The organism is Flavobacterium sp. AC267 (assembly GCF_979258715.1).
The window spans coordinates 113,809-130,904 of record NZ_OZ409875.1 but is presented as its reverse complement, the minus strand read 5'-3'; the positions used below and the strand labels follow the sequence as shown (position 1 = coordinate 130,904).

At 33.7% G+C, this 17,096-nt stretch carries 15 protein-coding genes and 2 pseudogenes; 9 read left to right on the top strand and 8 right to left on the bottom strand.

Going from position 1 to position 17,096, the window contains the following annotated elements; all coding sequences use genetic code 11:
- Positions 1 to 1,716: 1,716 nt before the first annotated feature.
- Genes ACZZ95_RS00690 through ACZZ95_RS00680 form a run of 3 tightly spaced genes read right to left on the bottom strand, consistent with a single transcriptional unit; the run spans position 1,717 to position 2,628 of the window.
- A complete protein-coding gene (locus ACZZ95_RS00690) occupies positions 1,717 to 2,337 on the bottom strand; it encodes an alpha/beta hydrolase family protein (RefSeq protein WP_463467642.1) in 621 nt (206 codons plus the stop codon).
- Positions 2,243 to 2,476 carry a hypothetical protein gene (locus ACZZ95_RS00685; protein ID WP_463471602.1) on the bottom strand — a complete coding sequence of 78 codons (234 nt, stop codon included), beginning with the start codon at positions 2,474 to 2,476 and terminating at the stop codon, positions 2,243 to 2,245. Before ACZZ95_RS00685 ends, ACZZ95_RS00690 begins: the two co-directional genes overlap by 95 nt.
- Positions 2,476 to 2,628: a hypothetical protein gene (locus ACZZ95_RS00680; RefSeq protein WP_463467641.1), complete on the bottom strand. Its 153-nt coding sequence runs from the start codon at positions 2,626 to 2,628 to the stop codon at positions 2,476 to 2,478. Before ACZZ95_RS00680 ends, ACZZ95_RS00685 begins: the two co-directional genes overlap by 1 nt.
- Positions 2,629 to 2,946: 318 nt before the next feature.
- Here ACZZ95_RS00680 and ACZZ95_RS00675 point away from each other — a divergent pair, with 318 nt between their 5' ends.
- The 4 genes from ACZZ95_RS00675 to ACZZ95_RS00660 all read left to right on the top strand — a co-directional run bounded on the left by ACZZ95_RS00675 (position 2,947) and on the right by ACZZ95_RS00660 (position 6,425).
- Positions 2,947 to 3,243 carry a DUF493 family protein gene (locus tag ACZZ95_RS00675; RefSeq protein ID WP_095952177.1) on the top strand — a complete coding sequence of 99 codons (297 nt, stop codon included), beginning with the start codon at positions 2,947 to 2,949 and terminating at the stop codon, positions 3,241 to 3,243.
- Between the two features lie 3 nt (positions 3,244 to 3,246).
- The gene (locus ACZZ95_RS00670) at positions 3,247 to 3,972 is read left to right on the top strand and encodes a DUF4290 domain-containing protein (protein ID WP_095952176.1); all 726 of its coding nucleotides are present in this window, start codon (positions 3,247 to 3,249) and stop codon (positions 3,970 to 3,972) included.
- Positions 3,973 to 4,166: 194 nt separating this feature from the next.
- The gene (gene murA, locus ACZZ95_RS00665) at positions 4,167 to 5,480 is read left to right on the top strand and encodes a UDP-N-acetylglucosamine 1-carboxyvinyltransferase (RefSeq protein ID WP_463467640.1); all 1,314 of its coding nucleotides are present in this window, start codon (positions 4,167 to 4,169) and stop codon (positions 5,478 to 5,480) included.
- 66 nt (positions 5,481 to 5,546) lie between these two features.
- A complete protein-coding gene (locus ACZZ95_RS00660) occupies positions 5,547 to 6,425 on the top strand; it encodes a cation diffusion facilitator family transporter (RefSeq protein WP_095952174.1) in 879 nt (292 codons plus the stop codon).
- Positions 6,426 to 6,655: 230 nt separating this feature from the next.
- Here the strand turns inward: ACZZ95_RS00660 and ACZZ95_RS00655 are convergent, their stop codons facing one another.
- From ACZZ95_RS00655 to ACZZ95_RS00640, 4 genes and pseudogenes are all read right to left on the bottom strand, one after another.
- Positions 6,656 to 7,420: a DUF5686 family protein gene (locus ACZZ95_RS00655; RefSeq protein ID WP_463467639.1), complete on the bottom strand. Its 765-nt coding sequence runs from the start codon at positions 7,418 to 7,420 to the stop codon at positions 6,656 to 6,658.
- Positions 7,395 to 9,146, bottom strand: a complete 1,752-nt coding sequence (locus ACZZ95_RS00650) for a DUF5686 and carboxypeptidase regulatory-like domain-containing protein (protein ID WP_463467638.1) — start codon at positions 9,144 to 9,146, stop codon at positions 7,395 to 7,397. The genes ACZZ95_RS00655 and ACZZ95_RS00650 overlap by 26 nt, the downstream gene beginning before the upstream one ends.
- Positions 9,147 to 9,305: 159 nt before the next feature.
- Positions 9,306 to 9,719: a type II 3-dehydroquinate dehydratase gene (gene aroQ / locus ACZZ95_RS00645; RefSeq protein ID WP_463467637.1), complete on the bottom strand. Its 414-nt coding sequence runs from the start codon at positions 9,717 to 9,719 to the stop codon at positions 9,306 to 9,308.
- A 151-nt stretch (positions 9,720 to 9,870) separates the two neighbouring features.
- A pseudogene (locus ACZZ95_RS00640) lies at positions 9,871 to 10,432 on the bottom strand (porin family protein).
- A 279-nt stretch (positions 10,433 to 10,711) separates the two neighbouring features.
- Here ACZZ95_RS00640 and ACZZ95_RS00635 point away from each other — a divergent pair.
- The 5 genes and pseudogenes from ACZZ95_RS00635 to ACZZ95_RS00615 all read left to right on the top strand — a co-directional run bounded on the left by ACZZ95_RS00635 (position 10,712) and on the right by ACZZ95_RS00615 (position 15,405).
- A complete protein-coding gene (locus ACZZ95_RS00635; protein WP_463467636.1) occupies positions 10,712 to 11,266 on the top strand; it encodes an outer membrane beta-barrel protein in 555 nt (184 codons plus the stop codon).
- Between the two features lie 206 nt (positions 11,267 to 11,472).
- Entirely contained in the window at positions 11,473 to 12,054 is a 582-nt protein-coding gene (locus ACZZ95_RS00630) for a porin family protein (RefSeq protein ID WP_095952169.1), read from the top strand.
- 121 nt (positions 12,055 to 12,175) lie between these two features.
- A complete protein-coding gene (locus ACZZ95_RS00625; protein WP_463467635.1) occupies positions 12,176 to 12,751 on the top strand; it encodes a porin family protein in 576 nt (191 codons plus the stop codon).
- 81 nt (positions 12,752 to 12,832) lie between these two features.
- Positions 12,833 to 13,732: pseudogene (gene xerD / locus ACZZ95_RS00620) on the top strand (site-specific tyrosine recombinase XerD).
- Between the two features lie 152 nt (positions 13,733 to 13,884).
- Positions 13,885 to 15,405 carry a sensor histidine kinase gene (locus ACZZ95_RS00615; RefSeq protein ID WP_463467634.1) on the top strand — a complete coding sequence of 507 codons (1,521 nt, stop codon included), beginning with the start codon at positions 13,885 to 13,887 and terminating at the stop codon, positions 15,403 to 15,405.
- Positions 15,406 to 15,479: 74 nt separating this feature from the next.
- On the opposite strand, the gene rny is transcribed toward ACZZ95_RS00615, so the two are convergent.
- Entirely contained in the window at positions 15,480 to 17,039 is a 1,560-nt protein-coding gene (rny, locus tag ACZZ95_RS00610; RefSeq protein ID WP_463467633.1) for a ribonuclease Y, read from the bottom strand.
- Positions 17,040 to 17,096: the final 57 nt, after the last annotated feature.

Here is a 17,096-nt window from a genome sequence, read left to right as displayed (position 1 = left end):
GTCCCATCGGGACGAAATATTTATAGAAAATTTTATGCACATAAATATAAAACCCCAGCGGGGTGAAATGTTGTCGCTCCGTTGGAGCTTTTGATATCTGAAAATTTAATTCTCTATAAATATTTTGCTTCTCCGAAGCTTTTTGTTAAAAAGGGTAAAAAAATAAATACCTACAAGGTTTTGGAAACCTTGCAGGAGTTGAGGTCTAAATATTTTTTATTGAATAACTAGCGGTTTCAATCGTTTTATTAAAAGTCCCATCGGGACGAAATATTTATAGAAAATTTTACACCCCAAATATAAAACCCCAGCGGGGTGAAACGCTTGTATAATTCAGATGTCGCTCCTCTGGAGCTTTTGATATCTGAAAATTGAATTCTCTATAAATATTTTGCTTCTCCGAAGCTTTTTGTTAAAAAGGGTAAAAAATAAATACCTACAAGGTTTTGGAAACCTTGCAGGAGTTGAAGTCTAAATATTTTTTATTGAATAACTAGCGGTTTCAATCGTTTTATTAAAAGTCCCATCGGGACGAAATATTTATAGGAAATTTTATGCATATAAATACAAAACCCCATCGGGGTGAAATGTTGTCGCTCCTCTGGAGCTTTTGATATCTGAAAATTGAATTCTCTATAAATATTTTGCTTCTCCGAAGCTTTTTCTCAAGATGGGTAAAAAATAAATACCTACAAGGTTTTGGAAACCTTGCAGGAAGTCAAATTGTAATTTTGAATTGCCGTTGGTTTTAACCAACGGATTTAATGATTTTTAGATTCAGTTTTAACCCAATGCTACACTTTCTCCAAAACAAATTCAAGTTTATAGTCCCATCGGGACGAAATATTTATAGAAAATTTTATGCACATAAATATAAAACCCATCGGGGTGAAATGTTGTCGCTCCTCTGGAGCTTTTGATATCTGAAAATTGAATTCTCTATAAATATTTTGCTTCTCCGAAGCTTTTTCTCAAGATGGGTAAAAAATAAATACCTACAAGGTTTTGGAAACCTTGCAGGAAGCTGACTGATATTTTTAATTGCTATTGGATTTAACCAACGTTTTGAATGATTTATAGATTCAGTTTTAGCCCAATGCTACACTTTCTCCAAAACAAATTCAAGTTTATAGTCCCATCGGGACGAAATATTTATAGAAAATTTTATGCACATAAATATAAAACCCCAGCGGGGTGAAATGTTGTCGCTCCTCTGGAGCTTTTGATATCTGAAAATTGAATTCTCTATAAATATTTTGCTTCTCCGAAGCTTTTTCTCAAGATGGGTAAAAAATAAATACCTACAAGGTTTTGGAAACCTTGCAGGAAGCCAAATTGTAATTTTGAATTCCCGTTGGTTTTAACCAACGGATTTAATGATTTTTAGATTCAGTTTTAACCCAATGCTACACTTTCTCCAAGACAAATTCAAGTTTATAGTCCCATCGGGACGAAATATTTATAGGAAATTTTATGCACATAAATATAAAACCCCATCGGGGTGAAATGTTGTCGCTCCGCTGGAGCTTTTGATATCTGAAAATTGAATTCCCTATAAATATTTCGCTTCTCCGAAGCTTTTTCTCAAGATGGGTAAAAAATAAATACCTACAAGGTTTTAGAAACCTTGCAGGAAGTCAAATTGTAATTTTGAATTGCCGTTGGTTTTAACCAACGGATTTAATGAGTTCTAGATTTCGGCTTTAGCCAAATTAACTACTCACAAAACAAATATCCTCCAGAACCTTTCCCTTTTTTAGAAGGAACTATCAAATGCGATTCGAATTTCTTTCCTTTCAAAACATCATTTACAAAATCTAAAACATATTGTTGTCCTTCATGAAAAAGATAACCAGAGAACTCATGTCCACCACCGCAAAAAGTAATCAGTTCAATATCTTTGTGTAAGGCGTTCATGTGATTGTAAACCGCATAAGAACCAAATAGAATCAACCAGCCCGAAGCGTTCGTCGGGCAGGAGCGATGCGAACCTGCATTGTAAGGAACTGTATCGTCATTATTTCCGTGAGCCAGCAACATCGGAATTGCTTTTTCTTTCGTAATCAAATTAATGTCCTGAATTGCGCCAGAACCGCCAATAAAACCTTTGTATTTGAAATTTTCTGGCAGATTGCTTTTGTATAAATTCATCAATTTATAATCCCAGAAAGAAGCTTGAAAACCAATTTCCGCTCCAGCACTGATTCCCGAAATAAAGAATTTCGAAGTGTCAAGATTATATTTAGTCGCGTTTTCGATTAAATACGAAGTTGCCTGCCACATATCGCTCACGCCAATCTGAATCGCTTTTATTTTTTCGGTTAAAATGCTCGCCACATCCAAAATCTTTTCCTTTCATATATAAATTGTATGAAATACTGGCTACTGCATAACCGTTTTGCGCCATAAATTTCCCGAAGTCTTTTTCGCTTGTACGTTCACCGCCAGAAAATCCGCCGCCAAAAGCAAAGAGAATTAACGGGATTTTTTCACCCGCTTTTTCTTCGGCAGGTATAAATCTAAATCCAGCTTTAAGGTGTCGTTTTGGAAATAAGTCAGCGTTTTAATTTCTTGTGCCTGAAGTGAATTTAGTGTAAGAATGATAAAAAGTAAAAGAAGTTTTTTCATTGTACTATTTTTTAATCTCGCAAAGTCGAAGAGACGCAAAGTAATTTCTTAAAAGCTTAATTAATAAAAAAACTATGCGTCTCTGCGACTTTGCGAGAGATTTCTGCGGATTATTTTCTCAAATATAAGCGTAAAATTTACAATGAAATAATCCTGTATTAAATTTTTCTCTGCACCTTTGTCCTCGATCCCGAAGCGTCGGGACGGGATTGTAACTTTGTCTCTTTAAAACAAAGTTTTAAGTCCGAAAAAAATCTAAAATCTAAACTCAAAAATCTAAACTCAAAACCGTATATTTGCGTTTATTTTTAATTACGAATGGAGAACGATAAAGAAAAGAATACCGCCGAATTTTACGAAAGATTAAAAGTCGAGCTAGATAACGCAAACACTTGGCCAGCAGAATATTTGTATAAATTTATTGTGCCATCTGTAGCAGATAATGTGGAGCGTGTCGAAAAAGCTTTTGACAGCATGGGAGCGGTTATTAAAACAACAAAATCTAAAACGGGTAAATTTACCAGCGTTTCTGTAGATGTTACTATGAACAGTTCAGATGATGTGATTAGTAAATACAAAGAAGTTTCTACAATAGAAGGTATAGTTTCATTATAACTTATGGTCGAAAAATATAAAAAAGAAGTCGCAAATGACGTTGTTTTTAACTTAGAATACAATTCTGAAAGACAGCGTTTGATTATTCCGGAATATGGTCGTCATTTACAAAAACTGATCGATCAGGCTACCGCAATAGAAGATGATGAAGCACGCAACAAAGCGGCGAAATACATCATTCAGGTTATGGGAAGTTTAAATCCGCATTTGCGTGATGTGCCAGATTTTCAGCATAAACTTTGGGATCAGCTTTTCATAATGTCTGATTTTAAATTGAATGTAGAATCGCCATATCCAATTCCGTCAAGAGAAGTTTTGGAGTTAAAGCCAGATGTTTTGCAATATCCGCAGAACTTTCCAAAATACAGATTTTATGGGAATAACATCAAATACATGATTGATGTTGCCAATAAATGGGATGATGGAGAAATGAAAACTGCATTGGTGATGGTGATTGCCAACCACATGAAAAAATCTTTCTTAAGCTGGAACAAAGACACTGTAAAAGACGATGTGATTTTTGAACATTTATTTGAATTGTCTGGAGGAAAAATAAATTTACTTCACAGTACAGAAGAGCTGTTAAATACAACAGATTTAATGCGTACCAATAAACGTATGTCTAATAAAACAGCAGTTGTCGGACAGCCAAAAATTCAAAACAACAACAAAAACAACAACAAAGGAGGTCAGAAAAAGACGTTCCAGAAAAATAATAATCAGAAGTAAAAAAAAGGAGCTAAGATGCTAAGGGACTAAGAGGCTAAGACTTTTGGAGCCTCAAAATATCAGAGCCTTATAACCTAAAAATAACAATCAAAAATAGAAGAAGTTGCTAAGATCCTAAGTAACTAAGATGCTAAGATTTTAGCTTAACCTTAGAACCTCAGAATCTCAGAACCTTAGAACCTTAAAAAAAATCTATGGGAATTTTTAAAATCGAAGGAGGAATTCCTTTAAAAGGAGAAATCACTCCGCAAGGAGCAAAAAACGAGGCATTACAAATTTTATGTGCCGTGCTTCTAACGGGGGATAAAGTAAAAATTAATAATATTCCCGATATTATTGACATCAACAAATTAATCACTTTGTTGGGTAATTTAGGAGTGAAAATTCAACGCAATGAACCGGGTTCGATTACGTTTCAGGCCGATGAGGTTAATGTTGGATATTTAGAAACAGAAGCTTTCAAAAAAGAAGGTGGAGCACTTCGTGGTTCTATAATGATTGTTGGGTCGCTTTTGGCTCGTTTTGGAAAAGGATATATCCCGAAACCAGGAGGAGATAAAATTGGACGTCGTAGATTAGATACACACTTTGAAGGTTTTATTAACCTTGGAGCAAAATTCAGATATAACAGAGAAGATCACTTTTACGGAGTTGAATCTCCAGAAGAGGGATTACAAGGAACAGATATGCTTCTTGACGAAGCTTCTGTAACTGGAACGGCAAATATTGTAATGGTCGCTGTTTTAGCAAAAGGAACAACAACTGTTTACAACGTCGCCTGCGAACCATATTTACAACAATTGTGTAAAATGCTGAATTCTATGGGAGCAAAAATCACAGGAGTTGGATCTAACTTATTAACTATCGAAGGTGTTGAAAGCCTTGGCGGTTGTGAGCACACGATTTTGCCTGATATGATCGAAATTGGTTCTTGGATTGGTCTTGCGGCTATGACAAAAAGCGAAATCACGATCAAAAATGTAAGCTGGGAGAATTTAGGTTTGATTCCGAATACATTTAGAAAATTAGGTATTACAATTGAAAAACGCGGCGACGATATTTACATTCCGGCTCATAAAGATGGTTACGAAGTAAAAACAGATATCGACGGTTCGATCTTAACTATTGCCGATGCACCTTGGCCAGGATTTACACCTGACTTATTGAGTATCGTTTTGGTTGTGGCAACGCAAGCAAAAGGCGATGTTTTGATTCACCAAAAGATGTTCGAAAGCCGTTTGTTCTTCGTGGATAAATTGATCGATATGGGAGCAAAAATTATGTTATGTGATCCGCACAGAGCTGTGGTTATGGGACATAATTTCGAATCTCAATTGAAAGCAACAACAATGTCTTCTCCAGATATTCGTGCGGGAATTTCATTGTTGATCGCGGCGCTTTCTGCAAAAGGAACAAGTACAATTCAAAATATCGAACAAATCGATCGTGGATACGAGCGTATCGACGAACGTTTAAGAGCAATCGGTGCAAAAATCGTGAGAGCTTAAATAAGTTAGTTGCGAATTCCACTAATTTTTATAATTCGTGAATTCCCGGCGAAAAAAATAGTCTAAATGACAAATGAACAAAAAGCTATAAAAGCTACTATATTTAGTATAGCTGGAAATACCTGCCTGGCCCTTGTAAAAGGTCTCGCAGGTTTTTTTGGCAATTCATACGCCCTGATTGCAGATGCGATCGAATCTACGACGGATATATTTTCTTCCTGTCTGGTCTTATTCGGAATTAAGTATTCGAATAAGCCTGCTGATGAAAATCACCCTTACGGCCACGGTCGTGCAGAACCTTTGATTACGTTTTTGGTTGTTGGTTTTTTAATTACTTCTGCAACAATTATTGGATACGAAAGCATTGCCAATATTGGGACTTCGCACAATTTGCCAAAATCTTGGACTCTATATGTTTTAGGTGCAATTATTATCTGGAAAGAATATTCATTTCGATTGGTAATGAAACGCAGTAAGCAGACTAATAGTTCAGCTTTAGCGGCAGATGCGTGGCATCATAGAAGTGATGCGATAACTTCTGTTGCGGCGTTTATCGGAATTTCGATTGCTCTGATTATGGGAAAAGGTTACGAGTCAGCAGACGACTGGGCTGCACTTTTTGCCGCATTTTTTATTTTATATAACAGCTATAAAATTTTCCGACCTGCACTGGGCGAAATCATGGATGAAAACCTAAACGATGACTTAGTGGAAGAAATTCGAGTAAAATCATTAACGGTGCCGGGAATTCTTGGAACCGAAAAATGTTTTATTAGAAAAGCTGGAATGCGTTATCATGTAGATCTTCATGCGATTGTTTCGGCTAAAATTTCGGTAAAAGAAGGACACGATTTATCCCATAAACTGCAAGACACTTTAAAAGAACTAATTCCTCAATTAGGGAATGTTTTGATTCATATCGAACCAGATGATTATCATTGCTAAGTCTCTTTGAGATGCTAAGATTCTAAGTTGCTAAGATTCTAAGGTTTTACTTTGTGATATATCTCTTTGTCAAAGTTTTAAACTTTGACAAAGATTAATTTAAAAACCGTTTATTCTTTAAATAGAGTAAACGGTTTTTTATATTACATTTTGTCAGTTTGCGCTAAGTCGAGAACCATTCAATTATTTCCTTAGCATCTTAGAATTTTTGTCCCTTTGAACCTTTCCTCCTAATCCAACGCATTTAAAATTTTCAATCCAAAAACAACTCCATTTTGTTGAGTGCCTCCTTGATAAGAATGTATATAATCGACTCTGAATAGTTTAAATTTACCAAAACCTAAATTATCCAAACCAAGAGTAAATTCAGTATACGGTTTTCGGTCGGGGATTGCCAGTGAATGAAATCCGATATTCATAGTAGATTTCAAAAGATTCAACAACGGAATTTTATTCATAATAAACCCAGTGTCGTTATGTTCCAAATGCATTTCAAAATAACTGTCATTTGTACTGTTGTCATAATAGGGCATCAAATTGAAAACATTTAAATAACGACCGCTTGTACCAATATGAGTTTGATTTCCGTTAAAATGTCTGTAATCTATAAAAGCAATATTTTCAGCATTGAAGAATTTTCCCGCTCTGAAATTAGTTCCCAGCGTACCTTTGTTTCCAAGTTGTAAATCGTATTGCACAGAAGCTCCAATTCTCTCAAATTCATATTTCTTTTCGCTTCCAGCAAATGCTTTTTCAAAACCTAAAATTACAGTTGGATACCTATCGTCTTTAAAATTATATCTTCCGTCAGGTCTTGAAATGTATTTGTTTCCAAAGTTAATTCGGGCATTTATTCCGGCTTTAAATAAATGATGCTGTTCAAACGGAGCTGTTGTAAAATCATTTGGGGCCAGTGGATTATTAGAAGAATACAAATCATCTCTTTTAAAGAAAGAATAATCAGTTGTATTAAAAAGAGGTTTTCGCCTGCTCATAAGCCACTTTTGCGAACAAATTAACGCCATTTAAAACATCTTGTGAATAATTGATTTGAGCATATTCTAAATTGTACAACTTCATATAATTATCTTTAAAAAATAAAGAACTTACAGAGTTGACCAATTTAGTAATAGGTTCAGCACTATTAAACTGCGCTACCTTTGTTCCTCCCGAAACGCCAATTGTGGCAAAATTTATATTGTTGAATTTATGAGTGAATTGTCCCGTAACTCTAAAACGTTCATCTGAAAAACCATAATTAAAAGTCGTTCCAATAGTAGTTGTTTTTCCTTTCTCTTCATTTTCTGTTTTAAATGAAAAACCAGAATCCAAATTAAATCCTTGTACAGTATTGAAACTTAAGGAGGCGATATTCAATAAGCCTTGGTAATTAAATGAATATTTTTTGAATGTATTCTTATAATCATAACCCATTAAAATATCCCAAACTTTAAACTTGTTGTTTTTAGCATCAATAGAATCAGTATATTTTTTGGAAGTTCGAACAGTCTGCAGGCTGTCTTTTTTATTATAATCATTACTTTCCTCTATTGTCAAAGGAATTGGGCGGATTTCGTTCCAAAAAGCATCATCTTTTTTATTGGCATTTGCTTCAAAAGAAACAATTTCATTTCCAAAAGTCTTCTTTTCAAATGAAGAAGGAAATTCATAATTAGAGTACACGTAGTTAAAATTTCCAGAGAACTTTATTCCAAAAATACCCGCAGTAAAAGAAAGCGTCTGCGCATTTTTAGACCAGATTTTATTCTTTTTATTATAACTATAACTTTGCGTTAAAGACATTGCCTCCGTAAATTCATTTTTCATTCGGTAGCCTTTGATGTCTAAATCTATGGCATAAATGGCAAAGCTATCGTCTACAATATAGATGTAACCTTCAAAAACGGGTTCTTTATCACGTTTTGGAATGACTTTTATTTTATAAATCTGTTGTTTATTATCATCATAAAATGTTCCTTCAAGTTTATACTTATAGTAACTAAAAGCATTATCTGCAATTGGAGAAATCATTTTAACGTCGAAGTCTAATGCATTATCATAAAAATCATAAGTAGATAAAGCGGCAGTATTGTAACTGTAACCTCTGTTGTTTCCTGAGATTTTTGAGGCAATAATTTTCTCTTTTAAATTGGCAGGTTTTTCAAAAGTAATTTTCGAAACGGTTTCAGATAAGTATAAAATCCCTGTTCCTGTAGAATCTAAATTCGATGCCATATCAGCACCAAGATCTACTTTTTGGCCGAGGATTTTTTTCGGAAGATCTTTTACCTTAAACATTCCCTTTGAATAAAAATCGGCTGTGTAACGACCAGTTTTGTCGGAGTTGTCTTTTTTGTTTGCAATAGCATTTTTAATAATGGCATTTGCAGGATTGTTTTTGGGGTCAATAACAACTTCATTTAAGGAGAAACTTTCTTCCTGCATTTTTACATCCAAAGTTATGGTTTGTGAATCTGCCGAAACTGAGATTTTCTGCGTTTTAAAACCTAAGTACTGAAAGACAATTTGGTTTTTACCAATTTCTTTTACTTGAAGCTGATATTTTCCCTGCTCATTTGAAGTAGTTCCTCTATAAGTTCCATCTTCAAAAATGGAAACAAAAGGAAGCGGATTTCCCTCTTCATCGGTTACAGTCCCTTTTATTTGGGCAAAATTGGAAATTGAAAAAATTAAAAAAGCAATTAGCGTAAAGTTTTTCATGTAAGTGGTTTTCCCTTACAAAAATAAAAGAACTTAAAAGCGAGCCTATTAATAATATGTTAAATTACAGAGAGTCAATGTTCTTTAAGCTGTCATGCTGAGCACAGTCGAAGCGCCTCTCCCGTAGCAGACAGGGTTCCGATCATATTTAGTCGAAAGTTATAAAAACGACTGAATCGCCAATTCGTAACTTTTTAGCCCAAATCCTAAGATAACACCTTTTGCATTTCCAGATAAATACGATTGATGTCTAAAACTTTCGCGTGCATAAGTGTTAGAAATATGAACCTCTATAACTGCTGTTGTGACTGCTTTCATCGCATCGCCTAAACCAATTGAAGTGTGGGTATAAGCGCCCGCATTCAAAATGATTCCATCATATGAAAATCCAACTTCCTGGATTTTTCCAATTAGTTCGCCTTCAATATTACTTTGATAATATGAAAGTTCGATGTTTGGAAATTTCTCTTTCAACGTTTCAAAATAATCTTCAAAAGTCTGGCTTCCGTAAACTTCTGGTTCGCGTTTTCCTAAAAGATTCAAATTGGGTCCGTTGATAATGCAGATTTTCATGTTTAATTATTTATGTTGAGGTACTATGATTTTTATTGATTTTTGCAATTGCCATTGAAATTGAATTTTTGCAATTGCCATAGAACTGTGTAAAAATAAAAAAACCGCACTAATAAATAGAGCGGTTTTTGTAAAAGTATGTGATATTCTTTTAGAACATGTATCCAGCAGAAAGTTGGAATACAGAGTTTTTAAAGTCAGCTTCTTTTGAAACTTCTGTCAAACCTATTCCGTAACGAGCTTGAACAAAAAGACCTCCAACAACTTTTAATCCTAAACCTGCATTAAGAGAGAAGTCAAATGTTTTTGGATCAGCGAGCATCAAATTCCTTTTTATTACTTACAAGGAATGAAGCTTGTGGACCAAGTTCTAAACTAAGTGATTTAGTCATGTAAATTTTTGCCATTACTGGAATAGCGATATAACCCATTTCGTTTTTAAATTCCGTAAGAGCATTTTTATAAGTTGCACCTTGAGTAGTATACAAAAGCTCTGGCTGGATTGAAAATTTTTCTAATAATTTAAGTTCTGCTACAAGACCTGCATGGTAACTTGTGATACCTTCTTTGTCAACTGAAATTCCATTAAAATCAGAACCTCCAGTTTGGTTAGCAAAGTTAACACCTGCTTTAACCCCAATTTGTACAAATTGTGCATTCATCGTTGCTGATGTTGCTAGGAACAATACAGCGGCTACAATTATTTTTTTCATAAAATGTTTTTTAAAATTTGGTATTTAAATGTTATTTAAAAGTCAAAACTACATATTTAGCATTTTATTGCCTTATAATTTGGATTAAATAATTAATAAAATTCCCACTCAAACATGTTTTTTAGTATCAAAATGCATAGGTTTTTCTTTTATAATGCTGATTATCAGATTTATTTTTAGTCGTTTTTTTCTGTCTTATTTTAATACTTTTTAAACTTTTAGTGGATACTTATTTGTAGGTCTAATCTTAGTTTTGCCTTGTAATTAAAAATATAAATCATGAAAAAAATTATTTTAGTCGCTATTGCAGTAATGGGATTTAGCGCCGCTAATGCACAAACAACAGGATTCTCTAAAGGTGATGCATTTATTTCTGGAGCGTTTAATGTAGGGACAGAAAAAACAGGAGATGCTAAATCAAATGATTTTACGCTTGTTCCAAGTGTAGGTTATTTTGTTTCTGAAAATGTTGCTCTTGGAGCAAAATTAGGTTTTGGCTCTAGTAAAGAGAATGATGTAAAACAAAATGCATTTACAGTTGGTGCTTTCGGTAGATACTACTTTACTCCTGCTTCTCAATTTTCAGTTTATGGTCAAGCTGGATTAGATTTTACCAACTACAAAGCTGGAGATTTTAAATCTAATGAACTTGGTGTAAATGTAGGATTAGGTTTAAGCTATTTCTTATCTAACCATTTTGCTATTGAAGCTACTTGGGCTGGTTTAGGATATAGTGTAAATAATAACGGGGGAGACGGAGCTGATAAAACTAATAGATTTGGTCTTGGTACTGATTTAAGAGATGTTAGCTTTGGAGTTATCTACAAATTCTAAATAAAAAAAATTTAGTTAGTTTTTTTGAAAGGTCTTCCTCATAATGAGGAAGGCTTTTTTGTTTTATATTAATAAATTTAAAACAATTAAAGTATCATATAACAGTTTATACATATATTACTATTTTATTTGTTAAATTCCAAATCATTTTTTATGAAGAATATTTTTATATTTGATTAATTAAAATTTAACCCAAAACAAATAGTATGAAGAAAATTATTTTAACTGCTATAGCGGTAATGGCATTTGGTTTTGCAAATGCACAACAAACAAGATTTGGAATAAAAGGAGGTCTTAACCTTTCAACAATAGTTGGAGGAGATGTTGAAGATACTAAGACTTTAGTCGGTTTTCATGTTGGAGGCTTTGCTGAAATTAATATTGTAGAGAAGTTTTTTATTCAGCCTGAGCTTTTGTTTTCGACTCAAGGAGCAAAAGTGGATGGAGGTTTCGGAGGAGATGTTGATTTTAAATTAAATTACTTGAATATCCCTGTACTTGCAAAATACTATATTGTAGATAATAAATTTAGTGTAGAAGCGGGTCCTCAATTAGGAGTTTTATTATCAGCTAAAGCAGAAGATAATGATATTAAAGATTTTACAAGATCGGTAGATTTTGGTTTTAACATTGGAGCTGGATATAATTTTACAGATAATCTTTCAGTAGGTCTTCGATATACTATTGGTTTATCTCCTTTAACCGATGAAGATGTGGATAATGCAGATGATTATTATGATAGTGCTAAAAATAGTAACCTTGCCATATCTTTAGCATACAAATTCTAAATTTTTTTAAAGAAAAATAATATAAAACCTTCCTTATTCAGGAAGGTTTTTTTATGGCTTTTTTATTGTTAAAACATAAATTGGTTTATATTTGGCGAAACAAATTTAATCCGAACTATAAATGAATAAAATTATTTTAACTGCTATTGCAGTGATGGCATTTGGATTTACTAACGCCCAACAAACAAGATATGGAGTAAAAGGAGGTCTTAACCTTACCAACTTTACTGGAGATGTTAATACTGATCTAAAAGCTGGTTTTCACGTTGGCGGTTTCGCAGAAATTAAAATTATCGAAAAATTATCCATTCAGCCTGAAGTTTTGTTTTCTGAGCAGGGAGCGAGATATAATGTTGATGGAGGTAATAATGGTGGGGCATATAAGTTGAATTATATTAACATTCCAGTTTTGGCTAAATTTTATGTTACTCAACAATTTACCGTAGAGGCAGGACCTCAAATAGGTTTTTTAGCTTCAGCTAAAGATAGAAGAGACGATGCAAAAGATTTCTACAAATCAACAGACTTCGGATTTAATTTTGGAGCTGGATACAATTTCACGGATAATATTTCTGTAGGATTACGTTATACAGTAGGTTTGTCTGGGGTTATTGATAGAGATTATGAGGATGTTTACGATTATTACGACAGCTCAAAAAATAGTGTTTTAGCATTGTCTTTAGCGTATAAATTTTAATATTCCCATTTAGAATATTTAAAAAGGCCTTCCTCAATATGGAAGGTTTTTTTATGCAGAAAAATGACTTACTTTGTAAATATGAATTGGAGTAGATATATAAAAGATTATCAATCGTATTTGAGGATAGAAAGAGGATTGTCTAAAAATACTATTGAAAATTATGGTTTTGACATTGAGCGTTTATGTTTGTTCTTAGAAGCCAATCAAATTGACATTTCTCCAATTAAAATTTCGGACGAAACCTTACAGCAATTTATTTATGCAGTAGCAAAAGAAGTTAATCCAAGATCTCAGGCAAGGATTATTTCTGGTTTAAAAAGCTTTTTTAATTATCTGGTTTTTGAAGATTATAGAAATGATAATCCGCTGGAATTAATTGAAGCGCCCAAAACGGGACGTAAATTACCTGATACACTGTCGCTTGAAGAAATAGATAATCTCATAGAGGCAATAGATTTAAGTACAAATGAAGGTGAAAGAAACAGGGCAATGCTCGAAACTTTATACGGTCATGCGGACTTCGGGTTTCTGAATTGGTTTCGCTCAAAATTTCCGATTTGTTTTTTGATGAAGGTTTTGTTAAAATAACGGGAAAAGGAAACAAAGAGCGATTTGTTCCAATTGGCCCGCTAACCCAAAAATATATTGATATTTATAAAAATGCCATTCGCTCTAATTTGAATATTAAAAAAGGTGCCGAAGATACTTTGTTTTTAAATAGAAGAGGAAATCATTTAACGAGGGCAATGGTTTTTACGATCATCAAAGATCTGGCGCAAAAAGTTGGGTTAAAAAAAGAATATAAGTCCGCATACGCCGCGTCATTCTTTTGCAACGCATCTGTTAGAAAACGGTGCAGATTTAAGATCAATTCAATTAATGTTAGGTCACGAATCTATTACAACAACGGAAATTTATGTTCATTTAGATCGCAGTTTTTTAAAAGAAGTAATGCATAGTTTTCATCCAAGAAAATAATTTTATCATTCTTGCGTTTATCTTCTCGTAAAAATTAATATATTGTGTTAAATTTTTGTTTTAATAAAAACAAAAAAAGAATTAATTTGTGATTTTATTTTATTTTTTAGAATAAATGTTACGAATGTTTTATTTACATAAAAAAGTGTTATATGGTTTTTGATTTATATGGAAATGACGATTGCTTAGAGGTAAATAATTTTTATAAAAAATTGTTGGCCGAAATGCCTGACGTGCTTTTTCAATTTATTATTGATGCAGATAATAATTATTCATTTCCACTTGTAAGTAAATCAGCAGATGAAATATTTGAACTTTCTGCGGCAGATTTTACTAATGATATAAAGTTTATAATTTTCGACCGAATAGTGCCAAATGATCGTGAGCGTTTTTTTCATTCTCTAGTCGAAGCTAAAAGAAAAGTTAAGCCGTGGGAAATTGAATTTAGAGCGGTTCTTCCTAATAAAGGAACTCGCTGGTTTAGAATTACTTCAAAAACGGAATCGACTTTAGGAGGTAAAGTGGTTTTTTACGGCCACGTTGCGGATATAACAGAATTAAAAGACAAAGAAGAAAAACTTAGAATATCTGAAGAACGTTTCCAATTTGCTCTTGATGCTTCTACTGCTGGTGTCTGGGATTGGGATATGGTAACAAATAGTGTTTTTTACTCTTCGCTTTCCCTTAAGATTTTAGAATTAGAATCTTCTGATATTTTTGATGATCCAGAGCGTTGGGATAAAATTGTGCATCCTGACGATCTTCCAAAATATTACTCTGATATTCAGGAACATTTTGATAATAAAATTCCATACTACGAAAATTACCATCGTGTAATGACATCGAGCGGTAATTACAAATGGATTTTGGACCGTGGGAAAGTAATTAAACGTGATGAAAACGGAAAACCTCTGCGCGTAATTGGTACGCATACGGATGTTTCTGCTCAAAAAGAAAAGGAATTGGAGCTTTTAAAAACGATGAAATTGTACAGCGATCAAAACAGTCGTTTGTTGAATTTTTCGCATATCGTTTCGCATAATTTAAATACTCAGGCGGGAAATATAAAATCGATTCTGGATTTTATTGATGCCGATGTGAATAAGCAGACCGTCGAAGAAATGCTGGAACATCTGCGAACAGTTTCTAATGATCTAAATGAAACAATTTCAAATCTGACGCAGATTGTAAAAACGCAGAGCAATATCAATATCGCTGTTGTTCCGTTGAAGTTGTGTGAGTATATCGAAAAAACTATATCGACGATTAAAGGGTATGATAAACAGCGTAACGTGACGATTATAAACAATGTTCCAAGATATCTAACGATTAATTTTAATCCGGCCTATATGGAAAGCGTTTTGTTGAACTTTACCACAAACGCAATAAAATATGCGCATCCGGATCGAGATCCTGTGATTGTTTTTGATTTTGCGATAGAGCCCGAAGATTTTAAGTCGCTTAAGATAACTGATAATGGTCTGGGGATCGATCTAAAAGTTTATGGAGATTTGTTATTCGGAATGTATAAAACTTTTCACAAACACGAAGAAGCCCGCGGAATTGGATTGTATATTACAAGAAATCAAATTGAAGCGATGAAAGGAACAGTTTTGGTAGAAAGTGAAGTAGGAGTAGGAACCAGCTTTAAAATTGTTTTTAATGATATGTAAAGCTTAGATTAGAGATAAAAAGAAAGGCTGTCGAAATAAATCGACAGCCTTTCTTTTTATACAAAATACCTAGATTATTTAGCAATATTAACAGCTCTAGTTTCTCTAATAACTGTCACTTTTACTTGACCAGGATAAGTCATTTCTGTTTGAATTTTTTGTGAAATTTCAAAAGATAAGTTTGTTGCATTATCGTCTGAAACTTTTTCGCTTTCTACAATTACACGAAGTTCTCTACCTGCTTGAATTGCATAGGCATTTTTTACACCGCTAAATCCGTACGCTACATCTTCAAGATCTTTCAAACGCTGGATGTAAGAATCCAGTACCTGACGTCTTGCACCTGGTCTTGCTCCAGAGATAGCATCACAAACTTGGATAATTGGAGACAACAATGATTTCATTTCGATCTCGTCGTGGTGCGCACCAATTGCGTTGCATACTTCTTCTTTTTCACCGTATTTCTCAGCCCACTGCATACCTAAAAGCGCGTGTGGTAAATCACTTTCTGTATCTGGCACTTTACCAATATCGTGAAGTAAACCAGCTCTTTTAGCTAATTTTACATTCAGTCCTAATTCTGCGACCATGATACCGCAAAGTTTAGAAACTTCTCTTGAGTGCTGTAATAAGTTTTGTCCGTAAGAAGAACGGTATTTCATTCTACCTACAACCTTAATTAATTCTGGGTGTAAACCGTGAATTCCCAAGTCGATTACCGTACGTTTTCCAACTTCTATGATTTCGTCGTCGATTTGTTTAGCAGTTTTAGCAACCACTTCTTCAATTCTTGCAGGGTGAATACGTCCGTCAGTTACTAATTTGTGTAAAGACAAACGAGCAATTTCTCTACGAACAGGATCGAAACAAGAAAGGATAATCGCTTCTGGTGTGTCATCAACAATGATTTCCACTCCAGTTGCGACTTCAAGCGCTCTAATGTTACGTCCTTCACGACCAATAATTCTTCCTTTCACATCATCAGATTCAATGTTGAAAACAGAAACGCAATTTTCTACTGCTTCTTCTGTACCAACTCTTTGGATAGTGTTGATGATAATTTTCTTAGCTTCTTGCTGTGCTGTAAGTTTAGCCTCTTCAATTGTTTCTTGAATATGAGACATCGCTTTAGTTTTAGCTTCAGCTTTTAAACCTTCAACTAATTGCTCTTTTGCTTCTTCAGCAGAAAGACCAGAGATTACTTCTAATTGTTGTAATTGACTTTTGTGAAGTTTATCAACTTCAGCTTGTTTTTTGTCTAAAACTTCAACTTTGTTGTGATATTCCGCTGTTTTAGCTTCAAAATCATCATTTACTTTTTTAGCTTTAGAAAGCTCATTTGAAACTTGAGATTCTTTATCGCGCACACGCTTTTCTACTTCAGCTACTTTTTTGTCTCGTGCTAAAATAACTTGTTCATGCTCTGATTTTAATTCAATGAATTTTTCTTTTGCTTGAAGAATTTTGTCTTTTTTAATATTTTCGGCTTCTAAATTAGCGTCTTTTAAAATTGAAGTCGCTTCTTTTTTAGCGTTTTTGATTAGGTTTGAAATATTACTTTTCTCGATAATTTTAGCTATTGCGAATCCTGTCGCAATACCTACAATACCAATAATGATCGTTATGATGTCCATGTTTGTTAGGGTTTATATATAAAAAAAGCCTACATTAATTGCTTGAATAAACTCGTA

What these genes read in the sequence shown, in the direction of transcription:
- ACZZ95_RS00680 (WP_463467641.1), bottom strand. Translation starts at nt 2,628, where the DNA reads ATGAAAAAACTTCTTTTACTTTTTATCATTCTTACACTAAATTCACTT.
- ACZZ95_RS00675 (WP_095952177.1), top strand. Translation starts at nt 2,947, where the DNA reads ATGGAGAACGATAAAGAAAAGAATACCGCCGAATTTTACGAAAGATTA.
- ACZZ95_RS00670 (WP_095952176.1), top strand. Translation starts at nt 3,247, where the DNA reads ATGGTCGAAAAATATAAAAAAGAAGTCGCAAATGACGTTGTTTTTAAC.
- murA (WP_463467640.1), top strand. Translation starts at nt 4,167, where the DNA reads ATGGGAATTTTTAAAATCGAAGGAGGAATTCCTTTAAAAGGAGAAATC.
- ACZZ95_RS00660 (WP_095952174.1), top strand. Translation starts at nt 5,547, where the DNA reads ATGACAAATGAACAAAAAGCTATAAAAGCTACTATATTTAGTATAGCT.
- ACZZ95_RS00655 (WP_463467639.1), bottom strand. Translation starts at nt 7,420, where the DNA reads ATGAGCAGGCGAAAACCTCTTTTTAATACAACTGATTATTCTTTCTTT.
- ACZZ95_RS00650 (WP_463467638.1), bottom strand. Translation starts at nt 9,146, where the DNA reads ATGAAAAACTTTACGCTAATTGCTTTTTTAATTTTTTCAATTTCCAAT.
- aroQ (WP_463467637.1), bottom strand. Translation starts at nt 9,719, where the DNA reads ATGAAAATCTGCATTATCAACGGACCCAATTTGAATCTTTTAGGAAAA.
- ACZZ95_RS00635 (WP_463467636.1), top strand. Translation starts at nt 10,712, where the DNA reads ATGAAAAAAATTATTTTAGTCGCTATTGCAGTAATGGGATTTAGCGCC.
- ACZZ95_RS00630 (WP_095952169.1), top strand. Translation starts at nt 11,473, where the DNA reads ATGAAGAAAATTATTTTAACTGCTATAGCGGTAATGGCATTTGGTTTT.
- ACZZ95_RS00625 (WP_463467635.1), top strand. Translation starts at nt 12,176, where the DNA reads ATGAATAAAATTATTTTAACTGCTATTGCAGTGATGGCATTTGGATTT.
- ACZZ95_RS00615 (WP_463467634.1), top strand. Translation starts at nt 13,885, where the DNA reads ATGGTTTTTGATTTATATGGAAATGACGATTGCTTAGAGGTAAATAAT.
- rny (WP_463467633.1), bottom strand. Translation starts at nt 17,039, where the DNA reads ATGGACATCATAACGATCATTATTGGTATTGTAGGTATTGCGACAGGA.